The sequence below is a fragment of the Bacilli bacterium genome (genome assembly GCA_036381315.1).
In the GTDB taxonomy this organism is placed as follows: Bacteria; Bacillota; Bacilli; order Paenibacillales; family KCTC-25726; genus DASVDB01.
Map to the genome: position 1 here is coordinate 1 of DASVDB010000121.1, position 13366 is coordinate 13366.

Consider the following 13366-nt stretch of genomic DNA (forward strand, 5'->3'; position numbering starts at 1 on the left):
AGGAACAAGCAAGCCGATGAACATCGCATACAGCGAGATGCCCAAACTGCTTTGCAGCGCCTGCGGCAAGTTGGCGCCCGCCAACAAACCGAGCCATGTGCCGAAATTCCATGCGGCAAATGCGACCAGGTTCAAACCCAACAAAAAAGCCGCGGGCAAACGTCCGCCTTTTCGCAATGACGCCATGGAAAACGTTTCATCCGTGACGCCAAACGCGATTAAGCAGAGCACATAGCGGGGAATGCCGGTTTCGATCTTTTGCGACAGTGAAGCGGTCATCAAAAAATGGCGCAAGTTTAAAATAAATGTAGTCATGACGACTTCCCATCCGGCCGCCCCGAGCGCCATCATGTTGATGCCGACAAACTGGCTTGCACCCGCAAATACAGTGAGCGACATCAAAACGGTGGCCTGCCTGGAAATACCGGAAGCGTCGGCAAGCAGCCCGAAGGCGATGGCAATCGGTATGTAGCCAAGCGCGATCACGATCCCCGATTTTAATCCTGCTAAAAATGGCCTGTCCTTTATCACATCACGAAAAGGCCCGGGCAACATGATTTCATTTTTCATGACGCATCCCTTTCTCGCCTTATTATACATCCATAACTGCATGATTGGCGGAGAAATTTCATTTCCAAAGGCAGTTTGCATTTATTACGATATCGTAGTAAAATCAAAGTAAAACATAACGATTCTTGCCTGGTGGTAGCAAATGATCAACCAATTAATCGATTTATTTTCGCAAAACGGGCTGCGCCCTCTAAGCATGTTCCCGGAAATCGCCGATGTGGAAAGCAAAGTAACGCGTTCCGAATTTGCGGCGCTTGCGATCCTGCATCTTCGCGGCGAGATGGCGATGACGGAATTGGCCTCCGCCTTGGGCGCGCCATTAAGCACGATGACAAGCTTAACGAAACGTTTGGAGCGCAAGGGACTAATCAGCCGATCGCAGTCCAACAAAGACCAACGGATGATTTTAGTCAAGCTTTCGGCTGAAGGGGCGCAATTGGCTGCGCATGGATGGAGCATTTTGCAATCGGCTTTTTCGCGAGTGCAATCCGCGCTCACTCCCGAAGAACTGAATCAGTTCGTTAAGCTTGCGTTTAAAATCGCCAAGGCGATGCAAGCCGGGAAGACTGCCGCGGGGGATGCCACATCGCTAACCGGAACATCGCCGCAAACCCGCAGCATTTCCATCGAAGACTGACTTTTTTTCATAAAATGCTACGAAAACGTAATAAAAAGGAGATCCCCGATATGCGAATCATCATTTACACCGGAAAAGGCGGTGTCGGCAAAACGAGCGTCGCGGCGGCGACGGCGGTGAAACTGGCGGAGCAAGGCCGGCGCACCCTGATTATGAGCACGGATGCGGCGCATAGTCTGGCCGACTCGTTCGATGTCGCCCTCGGCAGCGAACCGGTGCGGATATCCGAACGTTTGTGGGGTCAGGAAATTGACAGTCTGCGGGAAACCGAAAAGCATTGGGGAGCCGTGCAGCAATGGCTGGCGGGATTGTTGAACTGGGCGAACGTAAATGATGTTACAACCGAGGAATTGCTGGTGTTTCCCGGATTGGAGGAGCTGTTTAGCCTGATGGAAATCAGGCGTCATGCGCTAAGCGGCGAATATGACGCCATCGTTGTCGACTGCGCGCCGACAGGGGAAACATTGCGCCTGCTGAGTTACCCGGAATTGCTTGGTTGGTGGCTGGAGAAAATATTTCCTTTTCAGCGCCGCATGCTGAAGGTGGCGAGGCCGGTAGCCAAAGTGGTCGGCAAAGGTTTGGAATTGCCGAGCGATGCAATGGTCGACACGATCGGTTCGTTTGTTCGGCAATTGGCAAACCTGCGGGAAATGATCGCCGATACGAAAACGACTTCGGTGCGGTTGGTGGTGAATCCGGAAAAAATGGTCATCGCCGAAGCGAGAAGGGCGTTTACTTACTTGAACCTGGCGGGTTTCAACACGGACGCGGTCATCATCAACCGGATTTTGCCGGAAGAAGCCGGCGTCGGCTATTGGGCTACCTGGTTGGGCGTCCAACGCAAATATGTGGAGGAAATCCGCGAGTCGTTCAGCCCTTTGCCGATCTTGCGCATACCGATGATGGAATCCGAGGTGCACGGCTTGCCGATGCTTAATCGCATCGGGGACGCGGCGTTTGGCGATTGCGACCCGGCGGCGATTCTGTTCGCGGGCAGGGTGCAGGAAGTCCGCAAGGAAAAGGACGGCTACGTGCTGGCGATATCGTTGCCTTTTGTGGAAAAAGATGAGCTGCAGCTCAGCCAGACAGGCGATGAACTGACCATTTTGGCGGGTCCGTACAAACGCAAAGTCGTGCTGCCGCGCGCGCTTTTGGGCAAACCCGTAGCAGGCGCAAGATTTGCGGAACACAAGCTGTTCATACGTTTTGGCAAGAACAAGTAGAGCTTGCCGATGGAAACTCAGCCGTAACTCTTCCGCAAAAACCACAGTCGGTTTACCGGCTGAAACTCGTTCGGTTTACCGGCTTGCAGCCTTTAACGGTCGTAGCAGGGTGCTTTCAGTTCTAACGGGCGCGACAGAGGCTATTTTGGGTTTTACGTCCTGTTTTCAAGTTTAACGGACGTAGGCGCGCTTATTTTAGCACTTTGTGCGGTATTCTGGTAAAAATAAGGCGAATAGACGACGTGGCGTCCGTTAAAATTTTTGCCCAGCATTTTTTCGGCAAATAGCCTCTGCAGCGTCCGTTAGCGCTGGGCAGGGAGGAATGCGCAGGGGGACGCTTGCGATGCGCTGGGCGGTGAGGAATGAGCAGGGGGAACGCTCGCGATGCGCTTGACGGGGTGGGTTGTGCGGTGAGGCGCCCCCCTCCGTTTTAGCGTTAAGCAATGAGGTTTAACGGAAGGAGAGGAAAAAGCATGAGCGCCATGAACGATGAAACGGTGCTGGAAGTTGTAAGAGAACTGTTGCAGTTGCGCAGGACCGTATTGTCGGCGATGCTGCCGCCGGAAGCGGAAAGGCATTTTCGCGCCGCCCGCAAAGAAGCGCTGCTCGGCATGCAGGCCATTTTGCAGGTTGCCATCGACAAATGCGACGAAGAGCCGACAGCAAAAAAAACCGCAGCAAAACGGGCAAGCCGTAAAATCGAAGTAACGGAATAAAAAGCCGAAGCGATGATGAAATCGCTGTTTTGCTAAATACGCGAATTTACAGGCAAACCTGACGTTTTCGCGGCGGTTCAAGCCGCGTTGGATATACCGCCGAGAAAATAGTATATTGGTGATGAAACGCAACATCTGGGAGGGTGATCGTCATCAAACTGGATATTGCCGCAATCAATCGTCATTTTGCCGACTGTGGCTGCGGTTGCCCGCATGCGCGCGCGGATTTGGAAATTGTTGTGGAAGCGGGAGCGATATCGCGGCTGCCCGAATTTTTGCGCGAACATCATGTGCGGCAAATCTGTGTTGCCGTTGATGAAAATACGTATGCGGCCGCCGGGGAAAATGTCTGCAAGCTGCTTCATGTGGCTGGAATAGCGGCGAATGTATGCATGTTCCGCGCAAACGAGCTGGGCGATATTGCCGCAGACAGCGCCGCCATTTTGCAATTGCTGCTTGGCGTTGAAGATGACACGGACATGCTTGTTGCCGTTGGTTCCGGCACGATTCATGATATCGTCCGTTTTGTCGCCGCCAAAACAGGCAAGCCATTTTTGTCCGTGCCGACGGCGGCGTCTGTGGACGGGTTTACCTCTGCAGGCGCTCCTTTAATTGTGAACGGAGTGAAAAAAACCGTGCAGGCGGTGCCGCCAATTGCCGTTTTCGCCGATTTGGACGTATTGGCAAAAGCGCCGCGGGCGCTCGCCGCCGCCGGTTTCGGCGACATGCTGGGAAAATTCACGTCGCTTGCCGATTGGCTTGTGTCCCGCGACTTGGGGAACGAGCCGTTCTGCCCCACGGCATATCAAATGACGCGGAAAGCATTGCTTCACTGCGTGGACAAAGTTAAGGACATTGCCTCTGGCAGCGCGCAAGGGCTAAAGGCGCTCATGGACGCATTGCTCCTGTCAGGCATCTCCATGCTGGTGATCGGTCATTCCCGGCCCGCTTCGGGCGGGGAACATCATATTTCCCATATGTGGGAGATGCAGTGTTTGCAGATGCGGCTTCCGCAACTGTTGCATGGAGCGAAAGTCGGGGTTGCCGCCGTATTGCTGGCCGATTTGTACCGGAATTTGGGAACGCGAGGGGATGAGCGGGCGTTTGCGGCATACGCCGATCTCGCCGCGGGCGCGCAATTGGCCGAATTGCTCAGGACGGTAGGCGGCCCTGTTTCCCCGCAGCAATTGGGCATTTCCCGGGAGCGGGTGCTTACGGCAATGCGTGAGGGCCCCGATCTGCGCGACCGGGCAACCGGTTTGAAATATATTCGCGATCATCATCCCGAGTGGCTGGAGGGCGCTATTTCGTGAAAAAGCTGCTGGCAATCTACGCATTGTTGATTGGCGCTTTTTTGCTGTATTTGTTTTATTACCAAATGCATGATTCCAAGGAAAATCCGTGGGACAATCAGGGACTGCGCGGAGAAATCGGCGAGAAATATGTGATGGTCACCTTCCAGGCAGGCATCGACTATTGGAAGAGCTGTCTGAAAGGATTTGAGGACGCGGCCCAGGCGTTGAATGTTTCCGTCGAGTTTCGCGGCTCGACCCAGTACGACGCGCATGAGGAAATGACGGTGCTGGAGCAGGTCATTGCCAAAAAACCGGCCGGCATTGCGCTTTCGGCGATCAATCCGCAAATGTTGAACGCAACCATCGATAAAGCCGTGGATGCGGGCATTCCGGTTGTGCTATTCGACTCCGGCGCGCCTGCAAGTAAAGCGTATTCATTTCTGGGTACGGACAATTTCAACGCGGGCGCGACGGCGGCCCGCAAAATGGCCGAATTGCTGGACAACAAAGGCGAAGTCGCTGTGATTACATCGGTCAATCAGTTGAACCATCAGGAACGGACGAAAGGATTTCAGGATACGATCGTCCGCTCATTCCCAAACATGCGGGTCGTTGCGATCAAAGACGGCAAAGGGGATCGGGTCGCCTCCAGGGAAGCGGCGCAGGAAATCATGGCGAAGCACCCGAATTTGGCAGGGATTTTCGTCACGGAGGCAAACGGCGGCGTAGGCGTCGGCGAAGCGGCCCGGTATGACGGCAAAGACAAAAAAATGAAAATCATCAGCTTCGATACGGATAAAGGCACGCTAGACATGGTGCGGGAAGGGACAATTTCCGCTACTCTTGCACAGGGAACCTGGAACATGGGCTACTGGTCCCTGCTATTTCTGTTCCATCTGGCGCACGGCATGGTTCAGCCGACGAACAAACAAACCGCAAATCCGTTGCCGCTTTATGTGGATACCGGAATCACGGTGGTAACAGAGGAAAATGTGGATTATTACTACGCCAGGTGAGGCGTCGCGCAACCGGGGAGATGGCCGTGGAAAAACTGAAATGGTTTGAAATGAACAATTTGCCGATTCGCTACAAGCTGATTATCCACTTTCTGCTTATCAGCATTTTGCCTTCCCTGGGCCTGGCGGTTTTAATCAATTGGACGGTTGATCAAATCATCGAAAAACAGGTGAACGAAAATACGCTGCAAATTATCGGCAAAGTGAACGGCACACTGGAATCCTACGCGAGCAACATGCAAAACATCAGCTATTTTATCGCGTTTGACCCGGGAGTGAAGCGATTTTTGCTTGGCGGGGAGGAGAACCGGGAAGACGACCATTATGAAATCCGGAAATTCCTCCAGGGATTTACGACCCTTTATTCCGAAATCGCGGGCATTCTTGTCGTGAATAATCGCGGCGCATATATCAGCAATGAAATGTACGCCCGCTATCCAAGCAACTTGACCGAAGAAACATGGTATCGCGCCGCTGTCGAGGGAAAAGGGATTTTCAAAATAATCGGACATCCGCGGGGCAGAAATGTCACGACGCATGTGAATTACAAGGACGACGAGGTCATTTCGGTGGTGCGGGCGATTTTGGACCCGGATACGCAGAACGTCCTGGGAGTCGTCCTCATCGATCTGAAGCTGAGGGTAATCGCGGAGACGGTCAAGGATGTCCGTCTGGGGAAATCCGGCTATCTCGCGGTTATTGACGAATACGGCGAAAACATTTATTCACCGGCCCGCCCGATCATTGCCAAGCTGCCCAAGGAATGGTTTCGCGACGGCAATTCCGGAACGTTCTCCAAACGGGTGGACGGGAAAAAACTGCAATTCATCTATCGCAAGTCGGCATTTACAAACTGGACGACGGTCGGCGTCTTTTCCACCAACGACTCAACGATGGAAGTGCGGGAAATTCGCTTTTATGTCGTCAGCTTCGTCTTCTTTGTCTGCCTGGTGGGCATCGCCGCATCGTTTTATTTATCCTATTCGATCTCCCGGCCGATCGGCCAATTGATGTCGTTCATGCGCAAAGCGGAACAGGGCGATCTGGCGATCCGCTATCGGGGCGACAGAATGGATGAAGTGGGGATGCTGGGGCAGAGCTTTAACAAGATGCTGATGCAGATCAACAAGCTGATTTCCCACGCCGAGCTGCAGGAGCGGCAAAAACGGGAGGCGGAACTGCGCAGCCTGCAGGCGCATATCAAGCCGCACTTTCTGTACAACACGCTCGATACGATTCAATGGATGGCCCGCAAAAAAGGTGCGGAAGACGTGGCGGAAGTGGTGGAATCGTTGTCGCGGCTGTTTCGCATCGGCTTGAGTAAAGGCAACGATATGATCCCGCTGGAGGAGGAATTTGCCCATATTCACAGCTATTTGACCATTCAGAAAGTGCGCTACCGGGAAAAATTGCAATACACTCTGAACATGGCCCCCGAGACGCGCCGGCTTAGCGTGTTGAAAGTGATTCTCCAGCCGCTCGTGGAAAATGCGATCTATCACGGCATCAAGGAGCGCAGGGGGCCGGGCCATGTGTGGGTGGAAGCGGGAGTAAGCGGCGGTCGGCTAATTTTACGCGTCGGCGACGACGGGGCAGGCATTCCGGAAGACAGGCTTAAAGCGCTTAGACAAAGCTTGCAGGCGGTATTCCCGGCCGATGATGGAAAAGCAATGAAACACGCATTGTCGGGATACGGCATTATCAACGTGCAAGCGCGCTTGAAACTGACGTTCGGGGATGCGTTTGGCATTCATATCGACAGCGAGGCGGGCCAAGGCACGACCGTGACGATCACGCATCCGATCATTGCGGACGCCCGGCCGGAACAAAACGAACAGGGGTGAATGCGGATGGGACGAACATGGAAAGTGCTGATCGCGGATGACGAACCGATTATTCGTGAAGGAATTCGTGAGGCGGTCGACTGGCATGCGCTGGGCATGACGGTTACGGCGGAGGCGGAGGACGGGGAAGAAGCGCTGGAGCTTGCAAGCGCGCATGCGGCTCATGTTTTGCTTGTTGATCTGAACATGCCGATCATGAACGGCATAACTTTGATCAGGAGCGTTCGCAAACAGCTTCCCGCCTGCCGTATCGTGATTATTACAGGTCATGACGAGTTTTCCTATGCGCAGGAAGCGCTGCGGTTAAATGTCGACGATTATATTTTGAAACCGGTCAATCCCGGACAGCTGAAGAAAGTGCTGCAAAGCGTCCGCGACAAGTTGGAGCGGGAAGCCGAACAAGAGAAATATTTGAGTTTGGCGTATGGACAAATCGCCAAAAATTTGCCGCTGCTCAGGGAGCGGTTCGGTCTGGACTGGATTGCAGGCAGTATGGAAACCGGGGAGATCCGGGAGAGGCTGCAATTTTTGCAACTGCCGCCGGATCCTCCGAAGCAGATTGGAATTATTCGCTGCCCGGAATTGGCGGCCAATCAGCCGTTGCTGAAAGAGAGCGACCGTCAGCTCTATTTGTTTGCCGTGGAAAATATCGCGGCCGAATGGCTCAAGTCGCGCGATTTGCTGATGTTCCGCGACGGTCAGGGATCGATCGTCGTCTGCTTGTGGCAAGATGCGCGGGATACGATCGCGCACGATATTGAACGTTCCGTAAAAGATTACCTGAAAATAACGGCCAATCTTGCGTTTGTGCCGGTGACGGGCGGCCTGACTGACGTTGCGGCGGCGTATATAACATGCCGGAAGCTGGTGCTCAAAGAAGCGCAGATTACGCCGCTGGTCAGGCGGGCGCGGCAATTTATCCGGGAACGTTACGCGGACCCGGAGTTGACATTGGAAACATTGGCTCAAAGCTTGCAAGTATCACCCGTCTATTTGAGCCGGATCATGAAACAGGAACTGGGTACTTCGTTTGTCAATCTGATCACGCAGACGAGAGTGAACAATGCGATCAAGCTGTTGAATTCCACAGATTTGCCTATCCACGAAATCGCCGGGCGCGTGGGCTACGAGTCGCAACATTATTTCAGCACCGCCTTTAAAAAGACAGTCGGCGTATCCCCCAACCAGTACCGCCGCGGCGCGGCGTTCCCCAAAGCATAAATCCGGTTGAAAATTTATAAAAAAGGTTGGATTATTGGAAAGACATTCACGTCCCCCTTCTCCTATACTCAAACCGTAAGCGCCACACCCGGCGCTTGCGAATAGAGCATACAGGAGGGGACGTCAAAATGAAAAAAGCGGTATCGGTGTTTGTTGCGCTCGCCATGTTGTTCGTCTTGGCCGCTTGCGGCAACAACGGCAATAGCGGCAAGAGCGAGCAAGCGAACACAAACGACGGCGGAAAGAGCGCCGCAAAAAGCGGCTATGTAGGAATTTCCATGCCGACCAAATCGTCGGAGAGATGGGTGCATGACGGGCAAAACATGGTGAAGGAATTTGAAAAGCTGGGATATAAAACAGATTTGCAATATGCCGAAGACGTCGTGGAAAATCAGGTGTCGCAAATCGAGAATATGATCACCAAAGGCGTGGACGTTCTGGTCATTGCCCCCATCGACGGCGAGTCGCTGACGAATGTGCTGGAAAAAGCGAACAAGGAAGGGATCAAGGTCATTTCTTATGACCGGCTGATCAAGAAGACGCCGTATGTCGACTACTATGCGACGTTCGACAACTTCCAGGTCGGCGTGCTCCAGGCTTCCTATATCGAAGAGAAGCTGGGATTGAAAGACGGCAAAGGTCCGTTCAATATCGAATTGTTTGCCGGCTCCCCGGACGACAACAACGCCTATTTCTTCTTTGACGGAGCAATGTCGGTTTTGCAACCGTATATCGACTCCGGAAAGCTTGTAGTCAAGAGCGGTCAGACGAAAATCGAGCAAGTGGCGACATTGCGCTGGGACGGAGCGACCGCGCAGGCCAGAATGGATAACCTGTTAAGCGCGCATTATACCTCGGACAGAGTGGACGCTGTCTTGTCGCCGTACGACGGAATCAGCATCGGTGTGCTTTCTTCCCTGAAAGGAGTTGGCTATGGCAGCGCGGATAAGCCTTTGCCGATCGTTACCGGACAGGATGCCGAACTCGCCTCCGTCAAATCGATCATTGCCGGCGAGCAGACGCAGACAGTGTTCAAGGATACGCGGGAGTTGGCCAAAAAAGCGGTGGGCATGGCCGATGCCGTGCTGAAAGGGCAGGAAGCGGAAGTCAACGACACAAAAACATATGATAACGGCGTGAAGGTTGTGCCTTCGTATTTGCTGAAACCGGTATCCGTGGACAAATCCAATTACGAAGAAATATTGGTGGGCAGCGGATATTATACGAAAGAACAACTGGGGCAGTAATATCTGGCCATGATTGATATGCAAAAAACGAAACGCGGGCTGCTTCTCTTTGATCGAAGCCCGCGTTTCGCGTAAATCATCCGGTGTATTGGCAAAAAAAAGCGAGGTGGCAGCGAGCGTGTCGGGACCATTGTTGGAAATGCGCAACATAACCAAGACGTTTCCCGGCGTGAAAGCGCTGGAACATGTCAATTTCAAGGTGAAAAGCGGCGAGATTCATGCGCTGGTAGGCGAGAACGGAGCGGGAAAATCCACGCTGATGAAGGTGTTGAGCGGCGTATATCCGCATGGAACGTATAGCGGAGACATTTTATTCAAGGGGCAGGTTTGCGAGTTTAAAGATATCAAGCAAAGCGAGCATGCCGGGATTGTGATTATTCATCAGGAATTGGCGCTCATTCCCGAATTGTCCATCGCCGAAAACATTTTTCTGGGAAACGAGCAGGCGCGGCGTGGCATCATCAATTGGTTTGAAACAATTGTGCGAACAAAAGAACTGCTGCAAAAAGTCGGGCTCAACGAATCGCCGAGGACGCTGATCACCAACATCGGCGTAGGGAAACAGCAGCTTGTTGAAATCGCCAAGGCGCTTGCCAAAAAAGTGGAATTGCTGATTTTGGACGAGCCAACTGCCGCGCTCAACGAAGATGACAGCGAAAATCTGCTGAACCTGCTGCTGGAGTTCAAGAAGCAGGGTATCTCGTCCATTCTCATTTCACATAAACTGAACGAAGTGTCGAAAGTCGCCGATGCAATCACCATTTTGCGCGACGGGAAAACGATCGAGACACTGGAGATGAAAAGCGGCCAGGTTACGGAAGACCGCATCATCAACGGCATGGTCGGGCGGGATTTGACGCATCGCTATCCGCCCAGAACGCCGCAAATCGGCGATGTCATTTTTGCGGTAAAAAATTGGAACGTCTATCATCCGCAGCATGCGGATCGGAAAATAATCGACAATGTCAATTTGCACATCAGGCGCGGTGAAATCGTAGGCATTGCCGGTTTGATGGGAGCAGGCCGGACAGAGCTTGCCATGAGCATATTCGGACGGTCTTACGGACAGAAAATAACCGGCCAAATCATCAAGGACGGCGTGGAAATACATCTCCGCGACGTCGATCAGGCGATCAGGCACGGAATATCCTACGTTACCGAAGATCGGAAAGAATACGGGCTGATTCTGATCGACGATATCAAGCGGAATATTACGCTGGCAAATTTACCCAAAATCGCGCGGCATTCGGTTATCGATGAAAAACGGGAAATTATCGAGGCGGAAACCTACAGGGAGAAATTGCTGATCAAGACGCCCAGCATTTTACAGAAAACAATGAATTTGAGCGGAGGCAACCAGCAAAAAGTCGTGCTCAGCAAATGGATTTTCGCCGAACCGGAAATTCTCATTCTTGACGAGCCGACCCGCGGCATCGATGTGGGCGCAAAATATGAAATTTATACGATCATCAATCAATTGGCGTCAGAAGGCAAAGGAATTCTGCTGATCTCCTCCGAGCTTCCGGAGATACTCGGCATGTGCGATCGCATTTATACGATGAGCGAAGGAAAAATCACCGGCGAGTTTATGCGTGACGCCGCCACACAGGAAGAAATGATGAAATATATGACGAGATCAGGGGGCTAACCACAATGCAGACGATCACAAGTATGTTGAAAAACAATGTCAGACAGTACGGCATGATTATCGCCTTGGTCATGATCATGGCTTTGTTTCAAATCCTGACAGGCGGCATTCTGCTTAAGCCGCTGAATATCACCAATATTATTTTGCAAAACAGCTATATTTTAATTTTGGCGATCGGCATGGTGCTTGTCATTATCACCGGGCATATCGATTTGTCGGTCGGCTCGATCGCGGCCTTCATTGGCGCGTTTGCCGCGATTCTCATGGTCAATATGCATGTGCCCTTTGTCGCGGCCGTTATGTTGTCCCTGTTGCTCGGGGCATTAATCGGCGCCTGGCAGGGCTTTTGGGTCGCTTATGTAAAAATTCCGTCGTTTATCGTCACGCTGGCCGGCATGCTCTTGTTCAGAGGATTGACCATGGTTGTGCTGAAAGGGCAGTCGATCGCTCCGTTTCCGGGAGGATTTCAAAAGATCAGTTCCGGCTTTATTCCCGATTTCTTCGGCGGGAAATTCCTCAATATTGTTACGATTGTGGCAGGTGTGCTGCTGACGATCATCTATATTTTGGCGCAAATCAAAGAACGCAATACCGAGCGAAAATATCAATTTGAAGTTACGCCGCTCTATTTCTTTATCGCGAAGCTTATAATCATCTCCATCGTGGTGAACGTGTTTGCCTATATACTTGCGACGTATGACGGAATTCCCAATATACTGGTGCTCTTGTTCCTGCTTGTTCTGGCCTATACGTTTTTCACAAATAAAACGGTAGCCGGCCGGCATGTGTACGCTTTGGGAGGAAATGAAAAAGCGGCCAAACTGTCCGGCGTGAAAACAAAACGCGTCACATTCTGGGTATTTGTCAATATGGGCGTGCTGTCCGCTCTTTGCGGACTCGTGTTTGCCGCACGGCTGAACGCGGCCACGCCGAAGGCCGGGAACCTGTTTGAACTTGACGCGATTGCCGCATGCTTTATCGGTGGCGCATCCGCTTACGGAGGAATCGGCACTGTCGGAGGGGCGATTATCGGCGGTCTGGTGATGGGCGTTATGAACAACGGCATGTCTATCCTGGGCCTGGGCATCGACTGGCAGCAGGCGATCAAGGGAATGGTGCTGCTTCTTGCCGTCGGCTTCGATATTTACAATAAGAACAAATCGTCATGATCAGGCATGTTTCAGACCTAACAAAGCAATGGGAGCGTTAACATGCCTAAATGTACCAAACAAAAGCTACCCGATTTTCGGGATACCGGCAAGCAATTCGTTCATCGTAAAGGATACGCAGGCAAGCCGCTCAGATGTAACCGGGTCGTCTTCCTGGTAAATATTTCTAATTGAATAGCGGCCGTCATCCAGAACGTATTGCTCCAGATAACCGGCTTCAGGGTCAGCGATCCAGTATTCAGGTATGGCGAATTTCGCATACGTATGCAGCTTTTCCAAGCGGTCGCGTTTCAACGTGGATGGAGAAACAATCTCAACTACCGGTTGTCGTCGTTGAGCGCGCATAGTCTTCATAAGTCAATCTTTGTTCGCGTATCGTGTCAGAATTGTCTTTTTTCTTCGCCATGCAAATCCCTCCCGTGCATGCCGAGTCAAGTACACAACCAATTATACCATATGAAAGTCGATTGACTTCAGCCGAAAACTATTTTACAATCGTAGTGCGCTTAATTTCCGGTTCTATTGAATCGGAAAGCGGGGGAACCACGTTTTTGGGGCGAATCGGCGTTGTGCGAACGTCGTAGGGAACCATCTTTCCCGGGCCCGTCAGCTAACCTCGTCAGCGGTGGATGGGTCAAAATCCGACTATTAATACTATTTCTTTGACCCTTTTCGGGTCTTTTTCTGTCTTCAAGACCCCTGCCGGCGGAAGCGCGCTTCCTGTCTGCTGCGGGTTGTTTTTTTTCCGCGGTGGCGTTCACATAGATGAAGGAGCGAAAA

Annotated in this window: 12 protein-coding genes and 1 riboswitch; of the genes, 10 read left to right on the forward strand and 2 right to left on the reverse strand. The window is 52.3% G+C overall.

Going from position 1 to position 13366, the window contains the following annotated elements; genetic code table 11:
- Nucleotides 1-570, reverse strand: a 570-nt coding sequence (locus tag VF260_09110; protein HEX7057336.1) for an AzlC family ABC transporter permease, incomplete at its 3' end; no start/stop codon positions are given.
- A 142-nt stretch (nt 571-712) separates the two neighbouring features.
- Between VF260_09110 and VF260_09115 the strand changes: the two genes are divergently transcribed.
- The 10 genes from VF260_09115 to mmsB all read left to right on the forward strand — a co-directional run bounded on the left by VF260_09115 (nt 713) and on the right by mmsB (nt 12586).
- Nucleotides 713-1207, forward strand: a complete 495-nt coding sequence (locus VF260_09115; GenBank protein HEX7057337.1) for a MarR family transcriptional regulator — start codon at nt 713-715, stop codon at nt 1205-1207.
- Nucleotides 1208-1257: 50 nt separating this feature from the next.
- Nucleotides 1258-2430, forward strand: coding sequence for an ArsA family ATPase (locus VF260_09120; protein HEX7057338.1), 1173 nt, complete (start codon nt 1258-1260; stop codon nt 2428-2430).
- A 473-nt stretch (nt 2431-2903) separates the two neighbouring features.
- On the forward strand, nt 2904-3146 hold the full coding sequence (locus tag VF260_09125; protein ID HEX7057339.1) for a hypothetical protein: 243 nt from the start codon (nt 2904-2906) through the stop codon (nt 3144-3146).
- Between the two features lie 143 nt (nt 3147-3289).
- Nucleotides 3290-4459, forward strand: a complete 1170-nt coding sequence (locus tag VF260_09130; protein ID HEX7057340.1) for a sn-glycerol-1-phosphate dehydrogenase — start codon at nt 3290-3292, stop codon at nt 4457-4459.
- Nucleotides 4456-5457, forward strand: a complete 1002-nt coding sequence (locus VF260_09135; protein HEX7057341.1) for a substrate-binding domain-containing protein — start codon at nt 4456-4458, stop codon at nt 5455-5457. The genes VF260_09130 and VF260_09135 overlap by 4 nt, the downstream gene beginning before the upstream one ends.
- Before the next feature lie 20 nt (nt 5458-5477).
- Nucleotides 5478-7301 carry a sensor histidine kinase gene (locus tag VF260_09140; GenBank protein HEX7057342.1) on the forward strand — a complete coding sequence of 608 codons (1824 nt, stop codon included), beginning with the start codon at nt 5478-5480 and terminating at the stop codon, nt 7299-7301.
- Between the two features lie 6 nt (nt 7302-7307).
- The gene (locus VF260_09145) at nt 7308-8522 is read left to right on the forward strand and encodes a response regulator (GenBank protein ID HEX7057343.1); all 1215 of its coding nucleotides are present in this window, start codon (nt 7308-7310) and stop codon (nt 8520-8522) included.
- A 128-nt stretch (nt 8523-8650) separates the two neighbouring features.
- Entirely contained in the window at nt 8651-9769 is a 1119-nt protein-coding gene (gene chvE / locus VF260_09150) for a multiple monosaccharide ABC transporter substrate-binding protein (protein HEX7057344.1), read from the forward strand.
- A 118-nt stretch (nt 9770-9887) separates the two neighbouring features.
- Nucleotides 9888-11417 carry a multiple monosaccharide ABC transporter ATP-binding protein gene (gene mmsA / locus VF260_09155; protein HEX7057345.1) on the forward strand — a complete coding sequence of 510 codons (1530 nt, stop codon included), beginning with the start codon at nt 9888-9890 and terminating at the stop codon, nt 11415-11417.
- A gap of 5 nt (nt 11418-11422) precedes the next feature.
- Nucleotides 11423-12586: a multiple monosaccharide ABC transporter permease gene (gene mmsB / locus VF260_09160; GenBank protein HEX7057346.1), complete on the forward strand. Its 1164-nt coding sequence runs from the start codon at nt 11423-11425 to the stop codon at nt 12584-12586.
- Nucleotides 12587-12652: 66 nt separating this feature from the next.
- On the opposite strand, the gene VF260_09165 is transcribed toward mmsB, so the two are convergent.
- Nucleotides 12653-12940, reverse strand: a complete 288-nt coding sequence (locus tag VF260_09165; GenBank protein ID HEX7057347.1) for a Uma2 family endonuclease — start codon at nt 12938-12940, stop codon at nt 12653-12655.
- 139 nt (nt 12941-13079) lie between these two features.
- A riboswitch (cyclic di-AMP (ydaO/yuaA leader) is annotated at nt 13080-13227 on the forward strand.
- Nucleotides 13228-13366 lie beyond the last annotated feature (139 nt).

Excerpts from the sequence above, each read along its gene's own strand:
- VF260_09115 (HEX7057337.1), top strand. The coding sequence starts at position 713 with ATGATCAACCAATTAATCGATTTATTTTCGCAAAACGGGCTGCGCCCT.
- VF260_09120 (HEX7057338.1), top strand. The coding sequence starts at position 1,258 with ATGCGAATCATCATTTACACCGGAAAAGGCGGTGTCGGCAAAACGAGC.
- VF260_09125 (HEX7057339.1), top strand. The coding sequence starts at position 2,904 with ATGAGCGCCATGAACGATGAAACGGTGCTGGAAGTTGTAAGAGAACTG.
- VF260_09140 (HEX7057342.1), top strand. The coding sequence starts at position 5,478 with ATGGCCGTGGAAAAACTGAAATGGTTTGAAATGAACAATTTGCCGATT.
- VF260_09145 (HEX7057343.1), top strand. The coding sequence starts at position 7,308 with ATGGGACGAACATGGAAAGTGCTGATCGCGGATGACGAACCGATTATT.
- chvE (HEX7057344.1), top strand. The coding sequence starts at position 8,651 with ATGAAAAAAGCGGTATCGGTGTTTGTTGCGCTCGCCATGTTGTTCGTC.
- mmsB (HEX7057346.1), top strand. The coding sequence starts at position 11,423 with ATGCAGACGATCACAAGTATGTTGAAAAACAATGTCAGACAGTACGGC.
- VF260_09165 (HEX7057347.1), bottom strand. The coding sequence starts at position 12,940 with ATGAAGACTATGCGCGCTCAACGACGACAACCGGTAGTTGAGATTGTT.